Below are 22,471 nucleotides of genomic sequence, written 5' to 3'. Positions count from 1 at the left end.
CGGAAACTGACCATGACTCAACTCTACGCAATCGGCCTCGGTGTCGGCACCCAGAACAACAACGGCGAATGGCTGGAAGTTTTCTACCCTCAGCCTCTGATGAATCCATCCGCTGACGTAGCCGCTGCCATCAGCAACGTGCTGGGCTACAGCGAGGGCAATCAGGTAATCGACATTGCCGCTGACAAACTGGAAGAACTGAGCCGCGCTCTGGATTCCGCCGGTGCCGCGGATCAGGCTGCCATTGCCAAGTCCTTTGCCGGCAGCAAGCGCCCTCTGGTTGCTACCATTCTGGCTGCTGACGAAGCTCCAACTTCAGTGCCCGAGGGCTACCTGAAACTGCACCTGATCTCCCACCGTCTGGTTAAGCCCCATCAAACCAGCCTGGCCGGCCTGTTTGGCGTACTGCCCAATGTGGCCTGGACCAACCAGGGTGCAGTGGATCTGAGCGAGCTGACCGAGCGTCAACTGCAGGCCCGCGTTAACGGCGAGCTGCTGGAAGTATCCTGCGTCGACAAATTCCCGAAAATGACCAACTACGTGGTACCGGCCGGTGTTCGCATCGCCCACACCGCGCGCGTGCGCCTGGGTGCTTACCTGGGTGAAGGCACCACCATCATGCACGAAGGTTTTGTTAACTTTAACGCTGGCACCGAAGGCCCGGGCATGATCGAAGGCCGCATCTCTGCCGGCGTATTCGTGGGTAAAGGTTCCGATCTGGGTGGTGGCTGCTCCACCATGGGCACCCTGTCTGGTGGCGGTGACATCGTCATCTCTGTCGGTGATGAGTGCCTGCTCGGCGCCAACGCCGGTATCGGCATTCCTCTGGGCGATCGCTGCACCGTGGAAGCCGGTTTGTACATTACTGCAGGCACCAAAGTGGCCGTACTGGACGACAAGGGCGAGCTGGTTGAGCACGTTAAGTGCCGTGATCTGGCCGGCAAATCCGACCTGTTGTTCCGTCGCAACTCTGTGACCGGTGCGGTTGAGTGCAAAACCAACAAGAGCGCCATTGCCCTGAACGAAGAGCTGCACGCTCACAACTAAGCCCTCCCGAAAAGGAGTCTAAAACAGGAAGCCGCCATGAGAGTTGTTAAAATCACCTTACTGTCACTGGCGGCTCTCGTGTTGCTCGGTTTAGCCGCACTGGCTGTTGCGCTGTTTCAGGCACACCAAAAGTATCAGCCACTGACCGATACCTTCCACCACGCCGGTGGTAACAGCATCAGTCTCACTGACGGTCGCATCAGCTACCAGTGGCACGGCCCTGAAGAGGGCGAAGTGGTGGTGTTGGTGCACGGCTTTTCCACCCCCAAATTTGTCTGGCAAAACACCGTGCCGGATTTGGTGTCTGCCGGTTATCGGGTGCTGACTTACGATCACTTTGGCCGCGGCCATTCCGATCGCCCCGAGCAAACCTACAATCGCGACTTCTATGTGCGCGAACTCAAAGAACTGCTTGATGGTCTGGGCCTGCAACAGCCGTTAAAGCTGGTGGGTTACTCCATGGGGGGCGCCAATATCACCAGTTTTGCCGCCAGTTACCCCGAGCGGGCAAAACAATTGGTGTTGTTGGCACCGGCCGGGTTTCTGCAGCCCTATACCGGGCTGTTTAAACAGCTGGCCAAACCGGTAATTGGTGAACAGTTACTCACTCTGGCCGGACCGGACAGGTTTGTCGATGCTCTGCAAACAGCGGTAGACAACGGTCTGATCAGTGCCGACACGCCGCAACAATTTGCGACCCAGTTTCGGGTTCAGGGCACGCCCTATGCTCTGAACTCGACACTGCACAATTACCCGTTTTACGATCTCAAGGATGATTATCATCAGGTGGGTCAAAGCCAGATTCCGTTTACGGTAATCTGGGGGGATCAGGACAAAATTTGCCCCATTGACGGTGCCATTGCCATGCAACAACAGGTGCAACAAATGCAGCTGAAAACCCTGACTGGCGCCCGTCACGACTTTACTTTTACCCAGGCCTCGCGGGTAAACCCCTTAATTCTGGAAGCTCTGCAAAGACTATGACTGACACAACCCCGGCAACTGCAATGACCCCTACTCTGGAACTGGCCTGCGACCTGATAAGCCGCCGCTCCGTCACCCCTGAAGATGCCGGTTGCCAACAGCTGATGGCCGAACGCCTGGAGGCGATAGGCTTTAAATGTGAGCATCTGCGCTTTGACGACACCGACAACCTCTGGGCGGTTCGCGGCGACAGCGGCCCAATTTTTTGCTTTGCCGGACACACCGATGTGGTACCCACCGGCCCGGAAGCCAACTGGCAAACACCACCGTTCGATCCCACTTTTGTTGATGGCATGCTCCATGGCCGCGGTGCCGCCGATATGAAGGGCAGCTTGGCCTCCATGATCATTGCCTGCGAAGAGTTTGTCGCCAAACACCCGGATCACACAGGACGCATTGCCTTTCTGATTACCAGCGACGAAGAAGGCCCGGCCACCAACGGCACAGTAAAAGTTGTGGAGCGGCTGGAAGAGCGCAATGAAAAAATCACCTGGTGTCTGGTCGGTGAGCCATCGAGCACCACTGAAACCGGAGACACCATTAAAAATGGCCGCCGTGGCTCGCTGGGCTGCTGGTTAACCGTCAAGGGGGTTCAGGGTCATGTGGCCTACCCGCATCTGGCCAAAAACCCGATCCACAGCTTTGCCCCGGCTCTGGCCGAACTGGCCGCTGAACACTGGGATCACGGCAACGATTTTTTCCCGGCCACCAGTTTTCAGGTATCCAATATCAACAGCGGTACCGGTGCCACCAATGTGATTCCCGGCGAAGTCCATGTCATTTTTAACTTCCGCTTCTCAACCGAGCTGACTGAAGAGATCCTGCGCCAGCGCACCGAGGCCATTCTCGACAAGCACAATCTGGATTACGACATCGACTGGCGCCTGAGCGGTCAGCCGTTCCTGACCGCCGAGGGTCCGCTCGTGGACGCCGCCGTGGCCGCGATCAAGACCGAAGCCGGTATCGATACCGAGCTGTCCACCGCCGGGGGCACCTCCGATGGCCGCTTTATTGCGCCTACCGGGGCTCAGGTTGTGGAGTTGGGGCCGGTGAATGCCACCATTCATAAGGTGGATGAGTGCGTTCGCGCCGAGGATTTGAACATTCTGTCGCGGATTTATGAAAAGATTTTGGTGAACCTGCTGGCCTGAGTGGCATCGCTTGCCTTTATCACTACGACCAACGCTTCCTTTGTTATTCTGAAGGCTATCGCTTCCCTTGGTCATTCTGACGGCAATCGATCCCTTTGGTCATTCTGACGACCAAAGGGAGGAAGAATCTCATTAAGATCCTTCCCCAAGCTCAGGATGACACCCTTGGTGTCAATTAGGGGGCAGTTTCCAAAAATCTTTTGCATGATTTTATATCGTATTTTCACAAGGTATTTTTCCAATGGCCCGTCTGCCTAAACTGCCCCGTTTACCCAAGTCCATCAGCGTTTTACCTAAACCGGTCGATCGAGGTAACAGCTCTGTCGGTTTCGCAGAACTGGGCCTGCGCGGCAGTGTTCGCCTGACTCAGACCGTGATTCAGCTCTACCCGCGAGCGGCCAGATGGCTGATCAAGCGCAAAGTACCGCCCGCCAAAGAAGTGCGGGAACTGTTTGAAGCTCTGGGCGCCACCTACATCAAATTCGGTCAGTTTATCGCCAGTTCCCCATCGGTATTCCCCACCGAGTACGTGGAAGAGTTCCAACTGTTGCTGGATCAGACCGAGCCCATGGCTTTCAACAAAATCAAACAGATTGTTGAGAAGGATCTGAACCAACCTCTGAACAAAACCTTCAGCTATTTCGATCCGGAACCGCTGGCGTCTGCCTCCATCGCCCAGGTCCATGCCGCGGTGCTGGAGACCGGTGAAGATGTGGTGGTCAAAGTCCAGAAGCCGGGTGTTGCCACCGAAATCATGGTGGATCTGCACACGGTGTATCTGATGACCCGCCTGATGGAATTGATCCTGCCCAATATGGATCAGGAAGCCATCGCCGGCATCATCGAAGAAATGTACCAGTCCATGATCGACGAGTGCGATTTTGAGAAAGAAGCTGACAACCTTGATCACTTCCGTCAGTTCCTGCAGAACACCGGCAATCAGGACGTTGTCGCTCCGAAACCCTATCGTCAGGTATCCGGGCCCAAGGTTCTGGTGATGGAGCGCCTCTACGGCTGCTCCATGGCTGACCGAGCCGCGTTAAGCCAGCATCGGGGTAATCCGGCCAACGCCCTGTTCAGCGCTCTGAACACCTGGTTTGCCAGCCTGACAGCCTGTGATTTTTTCCATGCCGATCTGCACAGCGGCAATATGCTATTGCTCAATGATGGTCGGGTCGGGTTTATCGATTTTGGCATGGTGGGCCGGGTGAAATCGGAAGCTTGGGAGGCCATGTTCAGACTGTTTACCGCTCTGGGTAATGAAGACTACCGCGGCATTGCCGAAGCCATGGTGGCGGTGGGAATCACCCGCGAAAAAGTGAACATGGATCGACTGACGGTGGATATCCGCAACCTGTTCAGCTCCATGCAGTCGGTTAACCCGGAAACCATGATGGGCAATCTTGGCCAAGGCAAGACCGACGACATCAATGACATGATGATTCAGCTGGGTGAAATTGGTAAGAACTACGGCATCCGCTTTCCGCGGGCCTTTACCATGTTACTTAAGCAGTTCCTGTATTTTGATCGCTATATGCAGATTCTGGAACCGGGCGGCAGTGTGTTTGATAACCCCAATATTGAGATGCTGCCGGGGCAATAATATCTGTTTGTTTTATTGTCATCTTGAGCGTTAACGAGAGATCTCTCACATGCGTTCGAGATGACAGTTTCCTGCCTACGAGATGGCATTCAGAACCAAAAAGCTCCGCAACGCTCGCCTTCAACCCCCATGCGACCTGAGAGCTTGCCACGTAAAACAACCTTGTGATTGATGGCTACCAGTTTGACAAAGCGACGCATGGGATACACCTCCATTGGCGGGTTCGGGATTTGATCGAATTGGCGCGCATCATACAAGCCGTGTCGTCAAAGTCAACAAACTGCACAAATAACCAGCATAACCCTGATCTATGGCAAGCCCCCCTTTGCTTCACCACAACAGCGAGTAAGATAGACACATCATTTCCATAATTTTGATGCCCTATTTGACACTCCCTATTGATGCCCTATGAAGATTCGCTTTGATTTACAGCGCCTGAGAAATAACCCTGAAACACCCTGGTTTGTATTGGATTTGATGATGATTGTTTTGGTCACCATCAACCTGAGCTGGATCATCTTTGACTGGATGTTCACCAGCGAATGGATTGCCAGCGGCATTCACTATCTGTCGCCACAATTCCATGACTTTTACGCCACCAAGGTGCACATCAACTTTGTCGCCTACGATCTGGTGTTTGTCTGGATCTATCTGGTGGAATTGACCCTGCGCTGGTGTGTGGCCATTTACAAACAAACCTACCATCGCTGGTTCTTCTACCCCTTTGTTCACTGGTATGACGTACTGGGCTGCATCCCCATTGGCTCCTTCCGCTTTTTGCGGATTCTGCGGGTCATCTCCATTTTCTATCGCCTGCAGAAACTCGGCATCATCGACATCAAAGAGACTTATCTCTACCAGAAATTTCAAAAATACCTGGGCATTCTGACGGAGGAAATCTCAGATCGCGTAGTCATCAACGTCCTAAGTGGCGTTCAGGATGAAATTCGCAAAGGCAATCCGGTCACTCACGCCATCCGTGACGATGTTCTCGGCCCCAAGAGTGAAGAACTTGTAGCCTGGCTGGGAAGCCGTCTGGGGCACGCTCTGGATCACGCCTATGAGCACAATGAAGCGGAAGTGCGCAAATACCTGCAATCTCTGGTTCACCAGAGCCTGGATCGCAACAGCAATATCAAGCGATTAAATCTGTTGCCCATAGTCGGCCCCCAGATTCAGGAAACCATGGAGGGCATGTCGGTTGAGCTGGTGGAAGACGTGCTGATTACGCTGATGAACGATCTGGCCGATTCCCGCCAGCAACTGGCCGCCAATATCATCAACAATCTGCTGAAGGCACCGGCCGAAGCCGAGGCCCAGCAGCTGATGCCAATCATTCAGAACGCCGTTCTGGAATCACTGGAACTGATCAAGGAACAGGTAGCGGAGCAACAATGGAAGCTGTCGGAGCAGGATAGTCCATCGGACCACAGTGAACCGGTCGATCTCAGGGCGTCCTGATGCCCTCGATCAGTTGGCGTACGGCCTGCTCCTGATCACTGACGGAGACAGCAGGTTCATCATACAAGGCCGTCAGAGCGGATTCTGCGAGAATGGCGTTGATCAGTCTGGCGGCCATTTCAATGGAAGGCACGCTTACCTCCCCTTTCGCGACAGCCGCCTGCAGACCTTTAACCATCAGGCCCAAACTGGATTCGGCCTCCAGACTCCTGGCCCTTTGCCACCCCAGAACCTGAGGCCCCTGCTCCAGTAAGATGCTGGCCACTTCAGCGCGCCGCACCACCTGCAACCAGGCCAGACTGGCAGCGATCAGGTTATTAAAGGGTGAAGCATCACGGCCGGCTGCATCGCTGGCCTCGGCAATGGCTTTATCGGACTCAGCGATAAACACCGCCTCAAACAATTCCTGCTTACTCTTGAAGTGGTGATACATCGCACCACGTGACACGCCCGCATGCTTAAGTATCTCGCCGGTGTGGGTCTCGTCATAGCCCTTGGCAGCAAAATGCTGACGGGCTGCTTCAATCAGTTTGGCGCGGGTCACCGCACGTCGTTGTTCATTCGTGGCCATAAAAACAGTTTACAGACTCAGTGTCGGTTTGTTAACCTGATAAATACCGACACAGTGTCGGTTTATTAACCACCCATTTGAGGAGTACCCCATGGCGAATTACCCCGAAGCGTTCGATCATATGCTCGCAGCCTGGAACGAATCTGACCCCAAACTGGTTCGCAGTCATCTGGAAAAAGCCCTGTCTCCGAGCGTACGTTTTGTAGACCCCTCCATCGATGTCACCGGTATTGACGGTTTTGAAGCCAATGTTCATGAGGTTCATCAACAACTGCCGGGCGCGGTCTATTCCAGAAGCAGCGGTTTTGATTGCCAGCACGGCTTTTATCGCTATCACTGGGCCATCCATCAGGATGGCAAGCTGGTGATGCCGGGCTTTGATGTGGTGGAAACGGACGAGTCAGGGCGCGTGGTCACGGTGATTGGTTTTTTCGGAGCGATACCAGAAGCACCCCAGAGCTGATCAAGAACAGCCAGCCCCTGAAGGGCTGGCGGATTGTGTCAGGGGGTATACCAGATCGGCGAGGTGTAGCCTCGCTCCTGAGTAATCATGGGCACATTTCTGTCCATTCTTACGTCAAAGCGCTTGGCATCGTAACTGGTCCAGCGAGGCGTCGGAATTTCAATGACCCGCACATAATAGAACGCTCGCTGTTGGGGATCGAATTCGGGATCACTCCAGACCGTTCGCAGTTCAGAAGCGCCAATGGTGTTGGTCCAGGTTGCGGATTTTACATCCACGGTATTGCCAACCCCGGGGAGTTTGCCATTGGCCTGTAATTGCCGTTCACCAGACCAGGCGACATTGTAGATTTTCTCATGGGTTTTGCCCTTGGCGTCGAGCCAGCCCTTGATCACCTGAATCCGGTCCAGATTGCCGCCTTCCGGATCGCGACTGGCCTCAATCAAAAAAGTCGGGGACTGATCTTTGGGAGCTGCGGTCAGATCTCCTCCCATGGGAACCCCTTTGGCGTAACCGACAGCAGCCAGTGGTCGAGCGCCGGCATCCGTATCACGGTAATCCCAGCCGCCAAAGAAGCGCAGCTTCATCCGGCTACCGGTAGTGGCGTAGGTTTCCCGGCGCTTTAGGGCATCAAAAATACTGGCCCGGGTATTGTCCTTTGCCCACACTGCGGCATAACCGGAAGACGCCATGGTCCATGACAGGTGGGAAATCTCACCAAACTCGCCGACTTTTTTCTTCCAGCGTTTGGCATTGGGCTCTACCGCAGAATGTTTGCCAAAGAAGTTGGCTTCGTCCGTGGTGGGCAAGCCGGTATGAGAATCCGTTGAACCTATCAGGCCAAATTTGTAGGGATTGACGCCCAATTGTTGTTCCAGCTTGAGGCCATTTTTAAGTGCTTCGCGGGCGTATTCATACTGCAGCATACCGGGCTTCTTGAGGTTGGGCCCCAAATTGGATTTATCCCAGGTTTCGTAATCTGCAAACTCATCATTGGGTGACAGATAGGGATGAGCCTCACCATCGCCTTTGATTTGGGTTACTTCATACAGGGGCTCCCACCGGGCTCGGGTTTCGGCGTAATTTTTATCCAGAGTCGCACCGAAGAACGTTTTTTCCATGGGGAACATGGTGCCGTTACTGAGATTGCCATTGTGGGCAATGGCCAGTACATTGCCACCTGTGTGCTTCTCGTAATTGTCCAACCACTGCCAGAGATCTTGCGGGTTATCACTGTCGAGTACGGTAAAAGGCATCACCTGATTGGCTTTATCAGCGCCATCGCGGTACAGCACATTGCGGTGCAGGTTATTGCCGGCCGTGGTGGACGTCCACTCATAACCAATCATCGCGGTAAACCGACCCGGCTCGTTAAAGTGATCCGCGGTGGCGGTGTAGTCTTCCCAGACACTTTTGACAAAGGGCTTGGCCGTCAGCACATCGGGCGTTTTGCCTTTGGTAAAGGCGCTGATCACATCCATCACCGCCATCAACCCCGTCTCGCCACCCTGATTAATCCGCTTATTCCAGTCTTTGACAGTGGGGTCCACCATCAACTCGGGGTTGCCCTTGATCAATTCATTCATCGCCCCCAGGGCATCGGAATGATCCGAAATCACCAGCCAATCCAAAGGGCGCAACAATTTTACTTGTTTGCCATTGGAACTGGTGACGGTTTCGCCCCGGGCAAAACGGTAAGCCATCTCTGGTGACAGGGTGACCCCGAAAGCCCGCGCATCCAGCGATAAATTGGTGTGTAAATGGGTATCGCCCCACAATACCTGATCCGGGTAATCTCCCACATAAGGTGAAAAATTTTCGCCAGAAACTGCCGCTGTCACAGTCAGGGATGATGAAACAACCACTGTGCCCATTGCTGCAGCCAGAGTATTGCGAATGATGGGATTCATTGAAGCGTCCTTTTTTATTATTCAGTGTCTTCTGGTTCAGACTTTGTTGTTATCCGCACATAGTAGAAATAAATGAATACAACGTCCAAGGATTTACTTGCTTGGCCAGAAACGCGCACGAACCCAGGCCAACGCAAAAAATACAATCAACAATCCCAGGCCAATAATCAGGCGCGGATCGGGAATTACCCATTGCGGAGTCATCGGAATCAGATTGGTTCTGGCCCCCATGAGTTTATAGGCGGATTGCTCTCCATACTCGGGATCGGCCATCAATCGGAAAAAACCACGACGATTCGGATAGCGAGCAAAGCCAACCCGATTCCATCGGGTATTGGCCTCGGCATCATCGGCACGAGCCACATTGCGGGGTAAATTAACCTCCCCCCAGGCCACCGGATAACCACCCTGCCCCAGAAGAATTTCTTTGGTACCCAATTCATAGGTGTAGTTGGACTGTTTCGGTGTACCCTGAAAGCTTTTGATGGTTCCGGGGTATTGTAGAATTTCATCGCGGTAGCGCATCATATTGAGCATCATAAATTCCTTGCCATCATCCGCATAACCCCACTCTTTCAAGGAAGTCATCATGTAGGACTTCATGGGCTCGGGCCATTGCAAATTTTTGTCGATGACTTGCAGGTATTCATCCACTTCGGCTCGAGTCATTTTACCGCCACTCCAGTTTCCCCAGAATGCCAATGCCGCAACGAAAACCGCCGAACAAAGCAGGCCGCTGATGATTTCAAATTTAAATTGTTTCATTTTTTATCTCCTCTGTGTGTACTCACTCGACGGCGATATAAGTCAGCTTATCGAGGCCCAACCAGTAAAAGTCGCGCCCCCAACCCGGAGCCGGAAAACACGCGGACTGCCAATAATTATTCATGGGCACCCGCGCTTTTTCGCGGCCAGTCTCTATATCCAACACCACACTGTGTTCGCCTTCACGCAAACCCTTGATCGATTTCAAACTTTGGTAATCGGCGGTAACCACTTCACCGCTATCGGCGTAGTAGATGGTGTGACCACCAATCCCAAAACCCTCCCGACGCCAAATTTCTATGAGGGAGCGCGATTGCGGATCAAACTGCCAGGCCTTTAAAAACGCATTGGCCGAATCGTAGGCCAATAAAATATTGCGTTTGCTACAAAACAGTGGCGGATTGGTGACGGAACCATGAGATAAGCCGCATACCGGGGTAATGTCGTAGTCGTCACTGTTGTGCTGACTCACCCGGATAACATTATTGGGGGTTGGATTGACTCCGGCATTTAACATCGACAGGGACGTCTCACCCATGCGGTGCTTGCCGTTGTCCATAAACCAGAGCTGTTCACCGGCGACTACCGGATCCCAACCGTATTGCTGGGTACTGCCACCGACATAGTTCAACGACCAGTCTTTATCCAGAACCAGCTCATTTTTATCGGCCTCAAAGTGATAGCGATAAATGGTGGTAATGCCGGTGACATAGACGCAATTTCCGGACGCACTCAACCGCGAAATGGACGGCTCCGGCATCAGTTCATCGGCGCAGACCGGCTGCATGGTATCGGGATCCATAACCGTCAAATATGACTGTTCCTCAGAAGTGATGGGCTTGGTAACAAGCAAACCGTTATCGAGTACCACATGGGAGTTGTAGGGCAGATTAACCGGTAATTGATAGGAAGCCTGCAGTTCACAGTCTGGATTCAGGCGATGCATATAGCGGCCAAAGGTCACGTACAGATCGCCATTGCGATGCACGCAAAAACCGCCCGGCCACCATTTTCCGCCTTTGAGTTTTACCGACTTCTTAATCGGTTTAAGAGTCTGCGGGTCCAGCTTTTCAACATGGGAAAAACAAGGCAAGCCCAATTTGCTGCGGTAGGTGTCCACGGTCATCAAATAGACTTCGCCCGGATCCCGCAGCACCACCATATTGCCGGTAGACAGACGCCGCGATGCCTTCACCACCAACTTTTCATTCGGCTGAATATTCAGCCCCGGTAAGCCGGTAACAACCTGGGTTCGCTCTGCACCACCGTCTTCACAGGACCAGGGACTTTGATAGTAACCGCTTGTCTGATTTTTTTTTGTGTTTTTCACAGAGAGTTATCCTTTTTTGTTCATTTCACACTAACTCAAAAAAAAAATGGCTAGAGGTCATAGCTGTTCTCAGCAAGGCGAATTGAGCGCAGTTTAGTGTTTCTAAATAAGCGAGATTCAACGCAGCTGAGGGCAGCTATGGCCCTAGCCAGTAGTGGTGCTCCAGCCGCCGGCCCAGGGAATAACCTGCCCTACCATATGTGTGCATTTTTCAGATGCCAGATACAGAGCCAGCTCACCGGTTTCCTCTGCTTCTGCCACCTTGCCCGTGGGGATCTGCGGTAGAAATTTTTCTTTGAAGAAATCGCTTTCGATAAACTCGTCGGGGAAATAGCGCTCGTTTTTGACAAAATTCTGGGCAATGGCATTGAACTGAATATTCTGTGCCGCCACTTCCAAACCCACTGCACGAACAAAGGCGTTCTGTGCGCCCCGTGCAGCACAGTAAGCACTGTAACCTGCAATACCACGCAATGGCGCAGCGCTGGTCATGGCCACAATTTTGCCGTGTCCCTGCTCAATAAAAGCCGGAACCACACTGCGTACGATTCGCATCAAGGGCGTGACCATACCGGAGAACAACGTCTCGATTTCTTCGTCGCCAATAGCAACCACCGATTGCGGGTTAGGGTCTTCAGCAAAGTTGGCTACCAGAACGTCGATTTCGCCCACACGCTGCAACAAGTCATTTATTTGTGCCTGAGTTGTCAGAGCAGAGGTATCGGTAAACACCTCTGCGCCTTCGGCAATAAAAGCGTCGGCAATCGGCTGTCCCATATAGCGATCGACACAGGTCACCAACACTCGCTTTCCGGAAAATCGGTCAGACATACACACCTCCAAACACTCATTTTTGTCGTAATGGTTTTATTTTTTGATCATGTCCCATGGCGTTCCCACAAAGAACGCATGGAATTTTTCGCGCAGACCAATCTCACCTCTGGGCTTTAAGGGCAGTTGCAGCTCTTCAACCAGTCCGGATTCAGTGTGACTGTTAAGCAGCAGTTCACCGAAGGGGGCGAACAACTGATCGACGGACTGACGCTCCGGCTCTGACAGCGATTGATACTGCTGTTCTAGCATCTGCAGGCAATAGCAACGATATTGCACCACCGGCAATTTTTTCAGATGCACCGCATCACAGCTAAAATCAAAACGGGTTTTTCCCTCATCAAAAGCTTTGGCATTGGCCTGCAAGTAAGGCAAATAAATCTGAACAATTTCTTTAAAAATGATGTGCCAGCCAGACGCGCTAAAATCATCGAAATCACCTTTGCCAATCTCAGGATCATTAACAGGTCTTGATGCGCGGCTGCTCCACACCCGGGTCACCCATGCCAGCACCTGGGGAAATTGATCCCGCATAATTTTGGCCGGTACCGGATCACAGAAATAGTGACGAAAAAACGGTCCCATAAAGGCAAAGTCCACCAACGATGGCTTATCGCCCAGCAAAAAAGGCTGATCCTGCAAGATGTCGGTTAAGGCTTGTGCCACCAGGGGATAGTGGTCGTGAATATAACTTTCACTGTTGTTATCCAGGCCGTCGCCCCACATAAAAGTGCGACGCTGGCGATACTTGAACAACTTGCCCGCCAGCGACACCGGCATGGGCCAGTCATTGAATACTTCCCGGCCAATGCGATGACCAAGAAAACCGGCATTGTCATCACTGCGCCAGCGATGGTACATGGCCGAGCGCCAACACCATTCGTCGGCGTAATCTTCTACCAGCTTCGATACAAAGCGCTGCACAGGATCGCCGGGGACAACCTGAACCTGTGGGTACTGCCGCTCAAACCAGTCAATCATCGGAGTCGTGTCTTTCAACCATTCTCCTCGGGCGGTTTTTACCGCAGGCACCTTGCGCATCCCTGTATGGCGATAGATTTCAACGCCCAGAGCGGCATCCATTTCGATGCGATTAAAGGGGATTTGCTTGTAGCGTAAATAGGATTCCCACTTGCCACTGAAATACGAGACATCGGCCAGATACACATCAAAGGGCTCGTGGTTTTTTATGTTGGGCTCATGGCTGTTTATATCAGGCTCATGGCTGTTTACGCTGTTCTCATGGCTGCTTTTGGTAGGCTCATAGCTGCTTTTGGTAGGCTCATGGCTGTTCATAATTTGCTCCTGAAAAAATCAGCTCCGGGACTTTCAAGTTTCCGTAACCACTTAAACTCTTTTGTCACCTCAGGCTTTGCGGGCCAGAGACCAGAGCTGCACAACAACAGACAACAAGTAGAAAATAATAAAAACTGCAGCCAACAACACCGGGATATTGGGCATTGGATTAAACAGCAGGCCATGGGGCTGCGAAGGTACCAGAGCGATATCGCGCATGGATGCCATTTTATAGATCATGATGTCTTTGTAGCTGTCACTGGACACCATGTTGAAAAAATCACGACGACTGCTGTAGCGGAAGATACCCACTTCACCCCAGTGATCCGCAGCACCGGAGACACCGAGATTCAGAGCATTGGGCAGAGTACTGCTGAGATAGGCGGTGTGGCTGGCATTCCCCAGCAACTCCATAAACAATTTTTCATTGTAGAGTCGGTCGGCCTCCTGCACATCGACACCCTCAACACCGGCAATGCCCTCGCGAAAAACCGCCTGTTCACGCCACCGCATCAGATTGATCATATAGAAAGGTTTGCCATCGTCCGTTTCGGCAAAGTGGCGCAACTCGGCCAGACTTTGCTTAAGACTGGCTTCCGGTTCACCGTCTGGAATACCCACTTCCATCATATGGCGAGTAAAGAGGCTTAAATAACGGTCTACTTCTGCCTCGGTAAGAGGCTGAACTGGTCCGCAGTAGCGCCAGGCCACACCACCCCAGACAGCCACCAGGCAGACTGCGATAAAGGCATTCACTAACAGTTTGGGCTGGCTCATAGTCTTTCCTCTGTACCGCTTTTTGTTATTTGTGCGGTAAAGATTAAGACCCAAGGCCAAAAAGGTCTGGTGCTGAAATCGTTAATTATGGTGAAATTGCGACATTAAAATCAGTCATCAAAGACCAAGCATCACTCTGACTGACTATCCCCCCAGCAAGCGGCTGCGGTATTGCCCCGGTGGCTCGCCCTGCCAGCTTTTGAATGCCTTGCTGAAGTTACTTTGATCCTGAAAACCCAGCAAAAAAGCGGTTTCGATCAAGGTCATATTCGGATCCTGCAAATAGTGACAGGCAAGATCCAGTCGCTGTTGCTGCAACAATTCACCAAAACTGGTACCGAGGGTTTTTAAACGTCGCTGCAGATGTCGAGCGGACATATTCAGCAAGCAGGCTATCTCTTCCTGGGAAGGTGGCCCATCGCTGAGGCGATCAACGATCATTTTGCAGACCCGGCCAATCAGATTATCTTCACTTAAACGCGCTACCTCAGCCAGCGCCTGTTGTTCACACAAACGTGCCAGCGACGGATCCCAATAGGGGTTTTGCTGTTGCGCCCTGTCCCAGTCAAGCTCCAGACTGTATTCGCCGAAACCAAAAGTCACAGGGAACGAACAGAGTTTTTGCACATAGTCTTTTAACTCCGACTCCGGCTCCTCTCTGCCAAAGCACAAGCAGCGGACTACGGAAGCATCAGTGACACCGGATTCAATCAAGTTAAAAATAATCAGAAACGCCGGATCCATGGCACCCGGATTGTGTAATACCGGATCCTGCACATCGAAACGCAGAAAAAGCGAATTGTCCTGTCGTTCAAGAACAATATCCACCGCCTCACAAATGAGTGGAATCAAACGACTCAATCGCTGCAGGGCTTCGTACAATGTGCGGCTGGCCATCATGGCAACAGCCAGAGCTCCGCCCTGTAAAGGGCCCGCATAACGAGCGATTTCAATACCAATAAAAGGTTTTCCAGTGGCTTGTGCTGCCGCTTCCCACAGAGGTGCGGCATTGGCCAAAAGAAGACGTGCGCCGGGGATGTAGACCTGACGAATATCCACACCTGTGAGAGCCAGAATCGCCTTGGCATCATGGCCTTCACGCTGTAAATATTCGACCAGAGGCCGCAACCAGATTGCCAAAACGGTGGGCTGATTATTATTCTTTTGCGTATTCATTCGCTCTGCAGTTTGTTACCTGAGTTCTTTATTCAAGCAGAGACATTCAGGAAAAACAAAAAAGCCACAGAACCTGTCTGTGGCTTTTCATTAATTACCGAGAGGAAATTCAAGCGACCACTTCATCTTTTTTGGTCGAAGATTTGTTCTCGGTCACTTTTTTAGCCGCCTGTTTTTTTGCCGGTTTTCTGGCAACTTTTTTGGCTGATTTTTTTGCCGCAAACGTCTGGGTGTTGAACGCCGCCATATCCGGCTCCTGCATTTCCTTCACCCACTGGCCCCAGGTGTATGGCCACAGGATGGGATCGCCATCGCCATCGAGGTACCAACTCTGACAACCGCCGGTCCAGGCGGTATTGGCCATGCCCTCTTTGATGTACGCCATAAATTCGTCAATGGCTTCGGGTTTGGCCTCCAGCGCATCGTATTCACCCTGACGCCAGCGGCCAATCAGTTTGAGAATGTAATCGGTTTGCACTTCACTCATGGCAATCACAGAAAAGTTACCGATGGGCGTATTGGGGCCAAGCATCAAAAAGAAGTTGGGGTAATTCTCCATATTTACCGAGCGATAGGCTTTGATCTTTTTCTTCCAGGCCTCGTCAATGTGCAGACCATCACGGCCCACCATATTCATCGGGCGCATATAGGCGGTCGGCTTAAACCCGGTGGACAATACAATCACATCCAGCTCATGTTCAACGCCATCTTTGGTGACAATGCCTTTGTCTGTAATGCTTTCAATACCATCGGTAACCAGATGGGCATTGGGCTTTTGAATGGCATCCAAAAAGGTATTATTGATGATCAGGCGCTTACAACCGACTTTATAATCCGGTGTCAGTTTTTTGCGCAGCTCCGGATCCTTAACCTGTTTTTTCAGGTTACGCTTGACCCATTTCTCCATCACCATACCCTGCACCTTACCCTCACCGGTAACCGCTTTGGTAAAGAACTGCTCAAGGAACGCGATGCCGAAACGGTTAAAGGCGCGCTGCAAAGCCGGACTCTTGCGCATCAATTTTTTATGGGTCTCAGAAAACTTGCGATCTTTCAGCGGCAGAATCCACTGAGGGGTGCGCTGGAACACCGACACCTCGGCCCCGCCATTGATGAGTTCGGGAATGAACTGGGCCGCGGTGGAACCATTGCCAATTACCCCAACGCGCTTACCCTTCATATCGATGGAGTGATTCCATTCAGCCGAGTGGAACATGGTGCCCTTGAAACTGTCGATACCCTCGATATCAGGTCTGGCCGGATGGTGCAGAATGCCGGTCGCCGCCACCACAAAATCGGCAATGATGGTGTCGCCCTTGCTGGTTTTTACCGTCCACTTGCCTTCATCGTAAACCGCATCGGTCACAGACTCATTAAAGCGCACACTCTGGGTCACACCATACTTGTCGGCCACCATCTGGAAGTACTGCTGGATTTCGTCACCGCGGGCAAACAGGTGGCTCCAATTGGGATTCGGCTCAAACTTGTAGGTGTAGCTGTAGGAAGGTACATCACAGGCGACACCGGGGTAGGTATTTTCACGCCAGGTGCCGCCGACTTTATCGGCCTTTTCCAGAATAATGACATCGTTAATGCCCGCTTCACGCAGCTTGATGGTCATCAGAATACCGGTCATTCCGGCGCCAATTACCACTACCTTGGGGTTTCTCAGTTGTTGAGCCATGTTCAGCCTCTTATCTTTGTATTCTTTGGATTTCATTTGTTGGCTTCAGCCAGTAAATCCAGTCTAAGAGAATAAAAAACTGTTCAGAATGTGGTCAGGGGCCATAGATTTGTGAATTTCGGCCAACTGCATTAACCTTATCAGCAAATAATAATGACGCATCTACGGCCCTCGCCATGAATCACAAATCGCCGCCCATATCCCATCACATCAAAGGCATCAGTCCGGTTCTGTCGGTAATGCAATCCATGGGGCTGGATTCGGAAGCCTGTCTGGACAATACCGGCATCTCCCAAACCATGCTGTCTGATCCTGAGGCCGGTATAACTCTGGAGCAGGAATTTCAGTTTTACCGTAACATTCTGACGATCAGTGACGACCCACTGATCGGCCTGAAACTCGGTGAAATCTTCCGGCCTGAAGCTTATGGCCTGTATGGCTACGCCATACTCAGTGCCAAAACCCTGAGAGAATCTCTGCAACTGGCGGCCGAAATGGGCACCCTGAATTTCAGCCACTACCGCTTTCTGATTCAGGAAGACAACAACAAGACTTATATCGCTTTTACTCCACAGTACGCCCTGCCCCCCGACCTGATTCAAATTTACAGCGACCGTGACATTCAGGCCGCCATTACTGCTAGCCAGTACTTGCAGGGTATTGCAATCAAACCCCGTTTTGTCTATCTGATCCACAACGACCTAAGCCAGCTGTCAGCCTATCAGGACTACTTTGAGTGCCCGGTCATTCTCGGACACCATCAAAACGAGCTGCATTTCGACCGGGCTCTGCTGGATACACCATTACCCAAGCACGATATGGAGACCTCTCGCTACTTCCAGGATCAATGTCAGCTTTTACTGGAAAAGCTGGGCGGTAAAAGCTCACTGATTGAATCGGTTCGGGAACTGTTGATTGCCTCTCCCGGGCAGTTCCCATCCATTGAGGATGTCGCCGCCAAGCTCAATTATTCCGTCAGAAGTCTGAGAAGACATTTGGATGGCGAGGGCAGCAGCTACCGCCAGCTGCTTAATGAGATTCGCAATCAGCTGGCCCAGGAATATTTGGCGACCAACATGTCCATAGAACAGATTGCCGAATTACTGGGTTATACGGAGCCGGGAAATTTTTCTCATGCGTTCAAACGCTGGCATGGCCTGTCTCCAAAACAGTATCGCCAGAAAAATCTCAGCAATTAGACACAGCCATAGCGATAATTTTTACCGCAACAGTATCTGCAAACGATGATAACTCAGACCATCAACAATCTGCATTTGGCATCATTGAACTGACGGTCGGCTATAGTGTCGGAGCGCTTAACCAACCACGCCAGCCAATCGTCATGATATGAAGCCCAATATTCGCCCATTTATGCCCTGCTCCGGCTGGCTCCCTGAATACAGCCGTCAGTTATTACTGAAGGACACCATTGCCTCTGCCAGCATCAGTGCCCTGATGATCCCTCAAGCCATGGCCTATGCGATGCTGGCCGGCTTACCCCCGCAACTGGGCCTTTATGCCTGTATTTTGCCGCTGCTGGCCTACAGCTTCTGGGGCAGCAGTGGGGCATTGTCAATCGGGCCTTTTGCCATCACATCGATTATGACGGCCGCTGCCCTGAGTCAGTTGTTCCCACTCGACAGTTACAGCCTCGACGACCGGATTGTGGCAGCCGCGCTGCTGGCACTGCTGAGTGGTTTGTTATTAATCACAGCAGGTGTGCTACGGCTGGGGTTTCTGACCAACTTCATCAGCTTGCCAGTGGTCAGCGGGTTTATTTCTGCCTCGGCTCTGATCATTGCCGCCAGTCAATTCAGCAACATCATCGGTATGCCGACTGTTGATTCGGAGGATTGGCCACACAGTTACGAGCTGAGTCAGGTGCTGGTTACCATCAATCCAATCACACTGGCGGTAAGTGGCATCAGTCTGGCTGGGTTGATTTTGCTACCTCGCTTACTCAAGGCCGGCCTGCCCAAAATCGGCGTCACATCCACCACGACAGCCACTGTGGCGAAATGTTCGCCTCTTGTCGTGCTGGCGATTGCCACCGGGAGCAGTGCCTACTGGGATTGGCATCAGCTTGGTCTGGCGGTAGTGGGCGACATTCCCTCCGGGTTACCGGACATCCGACTGCCAGACTGGCATCACTCAGACTGGTCCGAGTCACTCTGGTCTGAGCTGCTGAAGTCGGCGGCACTGATCAGCATCATCGGTTACATCAGCGCCCTGTCAACGGCTCAGCTGTTTGCGGCCAAGCAACGTCAGCGTATCAACCCCAATCGCGAAGCCGTCAGTCTGGGCGCTGCCAATCTGGCCTCCAGCGTATCCGGGGCCTTTCCCGTAGCAGCGAGCCTGTCCCGCTCGGCGGTCGCGTTTAATGCCGGAGCCGCGACCCCTGCAGCCAGTGCCATCACAGCCATCGCCATTGCACTGGCCACCTGCTTTTTGCCCCCCTATTTTTATCATCTGCCCATTGCCAGCCTGGCGGCACTGATTCTATTGACGGTGACCTCACTGGTGGATATCGACGCCATGCGCCGATGCTGGCACTACAGTCGCAAAGACTTTGCTGCGCTAGCCGCGACCTTTGCCATCACTCTGGCAGGAAGTATTGAACAGGGATTGATTACAGGGATCCTGCTGTCGATAGGCCTGCATCTGTACCGCTCCAGTCACCCCCACAGCGCTGTTATGGGGCTGATTCCCGGCACCCATCACTTTCGCAACATCGAGCGCCACGAGGTAATCACCGATTCCGGGCTGATCATCTACCGAATCGATGCCAGCCTCTATTTTGCCAATACCGCGTTTCTGCAGGATCAGGCCAACCGGTTGGTGGCCCGCTACCCAGAGGCAAAACATCTGTTGCTTGTTTGCTCTGCCATTAACGACATTGATGCCAGTGCGATGGAGGGATTGATCACCCTCAACGATCAGCTCTACAACGCTGGAATTCGTTTGCACTTATCCGAGGTAAAAGGTCCGATCATGGATCGCTTTCAGCACAGCTCCCTGCCGCACAATCTGCACGGAGAGATCTTTCTCGACACCTATGATGCGTGGAGTAAATTAACCGGCAGAGGCAACACACATTGATCTGTCAGAAAAACACATGACGAGAGAGTCTGTTCGACTAACCTATGACTAAATCTGTTTAAGTATTGCGGAAATTCCCATAAACCAAATGCGGTTTTTCACAGTCTATTCGGGCAGTAATTTAGCTTGTTTGCCCGGAGGCAGATCGTCTATAAATATAGAGGTCTGCGACTCACCTATTCAATATTCGCCCAGGGAGGCCACATGTCAGCACGTGAGCAAATCGAGAAACTTCAACAACTGATGCGCGCCTCGATTATTGGCCAGGAAACCGTGGTTCAGCGGCTCGTAATTGCGTTGCTGTGTAACGGCAACGTTCTGGTTGAAGGTTTGCCTGGTCTGGCAAAGACCCGCGCCGTCAAGAGCATGGCCAATAATATGGAAGCGGATTTTAACCGCATCCAATTTACCCCGGATCTGCTGCCCTCAGACGTCACCGGTACCGAGGTCTATCACCAGACCGCTTCCGGTGGTGAATTTCACTTTGAGGCAGGCCCCATTTTCGCCAATCTGGTATTGGCCGATGAAATCAACCGGGCCCCGGCCAAAGTCCAGGCGGCGCTCCTTGAAGCCATGGAAGAGCGTCAGGTTACGGTTGCCGGCACCTCCCATAAATTACCGCCACTGTTTATGGTCATGGCAACGCAAAACCCGGTGGAACAGGAAGGCACCTACCCATTGCCAGAAGCCCAGATGGATCGCTTTATCATGCACGTTCTGATCGAGTACCCACCCGTGGAAGACGAAGTTCTGGTGATTCAACTGGTGCGCAATGAAGAAATTGCCGCGGCCGAGCTGGGTGCTGAGAAGCCGAAAAAGTCAGCCAAAAGCGACAGTGAACTGGTGCCTCAGCAAGCCGTTTTCGATGCCCGCCGAGAAATCGCCGCGGTCAACGTGGCTCCGGCCATGGAACGCTATATGGCCGATCTGGTTTACGCCACCCGCACCCCGGAAGTCTACAGCGAGGAACTGGCCCAGTGGATCGATGTGGGTGCCAGCCCGCGTGCGTCTCTGGCTCTGGATAAAACCAGCCGCGCCCACGCCTGGCTGGCTGGTCGTGATTATGTCGACCCGCAAGACATTCGCGCGATCATTCACGATGTCCTGCGGCATCGCCTGTCCCTGAGCTATGCCGCCGTCGGCCAGGGAGTTTCTGCCGACAAGGTGATCGATACCATTGTTGAATTGGTTGCGCTGCCCTGAATACCTCAGGCATGAATAGCCACCATTAACCGAATCAATCAGGACTATCCCATGCGTGATTATGCTGCCAGAGGCCGCAGCGGAGTTCCGGAAGCCCCTCACACTCAAGAGGCAACCGACACTCGCATCCATGTCGACCAGACTCACCTGATGAGCCTGGAAGGTCAGGCGCGTCGCATGACCTTGTTACCGAGGCAACCGGCCCACAGTATTCTTAATGGTCGTCATGCTTCCCGCCTGCGAGGCCGCGGCCTTAATTTCGAAGAACTGCGTGGCTATCTGCCGGGAGACGATTCACGCACCATCGACTGGAAGGTGACCGCCCGCACCGGCAAACCTCACGTCCGCGTCTACACCGAAGAACGCGATCGCCCCACCCTGCTGGTGGTGGATCAGCGCATGGCGATGTACTTCGGCACCCAACTGAATATGAAGTCCGTGACGGCGGCCGAAGCCGCCACCATTGCCGCCTTTACCACCCTCAATCAGGGCGATCGCATTGGCTGCATCCTGTTCGATGACAACGAATTAGTTGAGCTGCGGCCACTGCAGAGCCGCTCCAATATCGATCGCATGGTCGATGCCATGGCTCGTATGAATTGCGCCATGAACCCCAATGTGATTCCCGGCGACCCCATGCCCCTGAATAAGCCTCTGGAAGCGGCAGCACGGATTGCCAAAAGCAACCATCTGGTGATGGTTGTCAGTGATTTTGACGATATTGATGACCAGACCGAGCAACTGCTGACCGGAATCGCCCAACACAACGATTTACTGCTGTTTCTGGTGACCGACCCGGTGGCCCACTCACTTGCCGAAGACTGGAATGTGGTGATCTCCGACGGCGAGCTGCAGAGCCTGCTCAACACCACAGATCCGGTCAAACGCGCCGCCATTGCAGAGTTCACCGAGGAGCGCCTGGCCTACATTCACGGCTGGCAGGAACGTCTGGGCGTCCCCGTCTTACCACTCAGTGCAGGCCAACCCACCCTGCCCCAGATACAAGCCCTGCTGGGGTATAGGCAACAGCCATGAGCCGCTGCCGATCGCGTTTTCAAATCGGACGTCCAACATGTCGCCGACACGGGCCCGTAATTCGGGACCCGGGGACATGTTGGAC

General features: G+C 52.8%; 19 protein-coding genes. 10 read left to right on the top strand and 9 right to left on the bottom strand.

The window, feature by feature from the left end; all coding sequences use genetic code 11:
- The first annotated feature begins 12 nt into the window (after positions 1-12).
- From dapD to ACPXV9_RS03860, 5 genes are all read left to right on the top strand, one after another.
- Complete coding sequence (gene dapD, locus ACPXV9_RS03880; protein WP_423894753.1) at positions 13-1,047, top strand: 2,3,4,5-tetrahydropyridine-2,6-dicarboxylate N-succinyltransferase; 1,035 nt, start codon at positions 13-15, stop codon at positions 1,045-1,047.
- Between the two features lie 36 nt (positions 1,048-1,083).
- Positions 1,084-2,031 carry an alpha/beta fold hydrolase gene (locus tag ACPXV9_RS03875; protein ID WP_423894751.1) on the top strand — a complete coding sequence of 316 codons (948 nt, stop codon included), beginning with the start codon at positions 1,084-1,086 and terminating at the stop codon, positions 2,029-2,031.
- A 23-nt stretch (positions 2,032-2,054) separates the two neighbouring features.
- A complete protein-coding gene (gene dapE / locus ACPXV9_RS03870; RefSeq protein ID WP_423895039.1) occupies positions 2,055-3,182 on the top strand; it encodes a succinyl-diaminopimelate desuccinylase in 1,128 nt (375 codons plus the stop codon).
- Positions 3,183-3,423: 241 nt separating this feature from the next.
- Entirely contained in the window at positions 3,424-4,785 is a 1,362-nt protein-coding gene (locus tag ACPXV9_RS03865; RefSeq protein WP_423894749.1) for an ABC1 kinase family protein, read from the top strand.
- A gap of 408 nt (positions 4,786-5,193) precedes the next feature.
- Entirely contained in the window at positions 5,194-6,246 is a 1,053-nt protein-coding gene (locus ACPXV9_RS03860) for a hypothetical protein (protein ID WP_423894747.1), read from the top strand.
- Here the strand turns inward: ACPXV9_RS03860 and ACPXV9_RS03855 are convergent.
- Complete coding sequence (locus tag ACPXV9_RS03855; RefSeq protein ID WP_423894745.1) at positions 6,233-6,817, bottom strand: TetR/AcrR family transcriptional regulator; 585 nt, start codon at positions 6,815-6,817, stop codon at positions 6,233-6,235. The genes ACPXV9_RS03860 and ACPXV9_RS03855 overlap by 14 nt on opposite strands.
- Positions 6,818-6,908: 91 nt before the next feature.
- On the opposite strand from ACPXV9_RS03855, the gene ACPXV9_RS03850 reads away from it, so the two are divergent.
- Positions 6,909-7,280, top strand: coding sequence for a hypothetical protein (locus ACPXV9_RS03850; RefSeq protein WP_423894744.1), 372 nt, complete (start codon positions 6,909-6,911; stop codon positions 7,278-7,280).
- Positions 7,281-7,318: 38 nt separating this feature from the next.
- On the opposite strand, the gene ACPXV9_RS03845 is transcribed toward ACPXV9_RS03850, so the two are convergent.
- The 8 genes from ACPXV9_RS03845 to ACPXV9_RS03810 form a co-directional block, all read right to left on the bottom strand.
- Positions 7,319-9,190: a DUF3604 domain-containing protein gene (locus tag ACPXV9_RS03845; RefSeq protein WP_423894743.1), complete on the bottom strand. Its 1,872-nt coding sequence runs from the start codon at positions 9,188-9,190 to the stop codon at positions 7,319-7,321.
- Positions 9,191-9,283: 93 nt separating this feature from the next.
- On the bottom strand, positions 9,284-9,955 hold the full coding sequence (locus ACPXV9_RS03840) for a hypothetical protein (protein WP_423894741.1): 672 nt from the start codon (positions 9,953-9,955) through the stop codon (positions 9,284-9,286).
- 22 nt (positions 9,956-9,977) lie between these two features.
- Entirely contained in the window at positions 9,978-11,285 is a 1,308-nt protein-coding gene (locus ACPXV9_RS03835; RefSeq protein ID WP_423894739.1) for a hypothetical protein, read from the bottom strand.
- 144 nt (positions 11,286-11,429) lie between these two features.
- Positions 11,430-12,116 carry an SDR family NAD(P)-dependent oxidoreductase gene (locus tag ACPXV9_RS03830; protein ID WP_423894737.1) on the bottom strand — a complete coding sequence of 229 codons (687 nt, stop codon included), beginning with the start codon at positions 12,114-12,116 and terminating at the stop codon, positions 11,430-11,432.
- 36 nt (positions 12,117-12,152) lie between these two features.
- Positions 12,153-13,412 (bottom strand): glutathione S-transferase family protein, encoded by a 1,260-nt coding sequence (locus tag ACPXV9_RS03825; RefSeq protein ID WP_423894735.1) that lies wholly within the window; start codon positions 13,410-13,412, stop codon positions 12,153-12,155.
- A 69-nt stretch (positions 13,413-13,481) separates the two neighbouring features.
- Positions 13,482-14,189 carry a hypothetical protein gene (locus ACPXV9_RS03820; protein WP_423894733.1) on the bottom strand — a complete coding sequence of 236 codons (708 nt, stop codon included), beginning with the start codon at positions 14,187-14,189 and terminating at the stop codon, positions 13,482-13,484.
- Between the two features lie 144 nt (positions 14,190-14,333).
- Positions 14,334-15,365, bottom strand: a complete 1,032-nt coding sequence (locus ACPXV9_RS03815; RefSeq protein ID WP_423894731.1) for an AraC family transcriptional regulator ligand-binding domain-containing protein — start codon at positions 15,363-15,365, stop codon at positions 14,334-14,336.
- Positions 15,366-15,474: 109 nt separating this feature from the next.
- The gene (locus tag ACPXV9_RS03810) at positions 15,475-17,049 is read right to left on the bottom strand and encodes a flavin-containing monooxygenase (protein WP_423894730.1); all 1,575 of its coding nucleotides are present in this window, start codon (positions 17,047-17,049) and stop codon (positions 15,475-15,477) included.
- Positions 17,050-17,225: 176 nt separating this feature from the next.
- Between ACPXV9_RS03810 and ACPXV9_RS03805 the strand changes: the two genes are divergently transcribed.
- The 4 genes from ACPXV9_RS03805 (at position 17,226) to ACPXV9_RS03790 (ending at position 22,386) form a co-directional block, all read left to right on the top strand.
- Positions 17,226-18,248 (top strand): AraC family transcriptional regulator, encoded by a 1,023-nt coding sequence (locus ACPXV9_RS03805; protein WP_423894728.1) that lies wholly within the window; start codon positions 17,226-17,228, stop codon positions 18,246-18,248.
- 148 nt (positions 18,249-18,396) lie between these two features.
- Positions 18,397-20,148: a SulP family inorganic anion transporter gene (locus ACPXV9_RS03800; RefSeq protein ID WP_423894726.1), complete on the top strand. Its 1,752-nt coding sequence runs from the start codon at positions 18,397-18,399 to the stop codon at positions 20,146-20,148.
- Positions 20,149-20,352: 204 nt separating this feature from the next.
- Positions 20,353-21,351 carry an AAA family ATPase gene (locus ACPXV9_RS03795; protein ID WP_423894725.1) on the top strand — a complete coding sequence of 333 codons (999 nt, stop codon included), beginning with the start codon at positions 20,353-20,355 and terminating at the stop codon, positions 21,349-21,351.
- Positions 21,352-21,402: 51 nt separating this feature from the next.
- Positions 21,403-22,386, top strand: coding sequence for a DUF58 domain-containing protein (locus tag ACPXV9_RS03790; protein ID WP_423894724.1), 984 nt, complete (start codon positions 21,403-21,405; stop codon positions 22,384-22,386).
- The last annotated feature ends 85 nt before the right edge of the window (positions 22,387-22,471 follow it).

The organism is Candidatus Pelagadaptatus aseana (assembly GCF_040362265.1).
In the GTDB taxonomy this organism is placed as follows: Bacteria; Pseudomonadota; Gammaproteobacteria; order Pseudomonadales; family Cellvibrionaceae; genus Pelagadaptatus; species Pelagadaptatus aseana.
The sequence above is the reverse complement of the archived record's forward strand: the minus strand, read 5'-3'. Positions and strand labels throughout refer to the sequence as shown.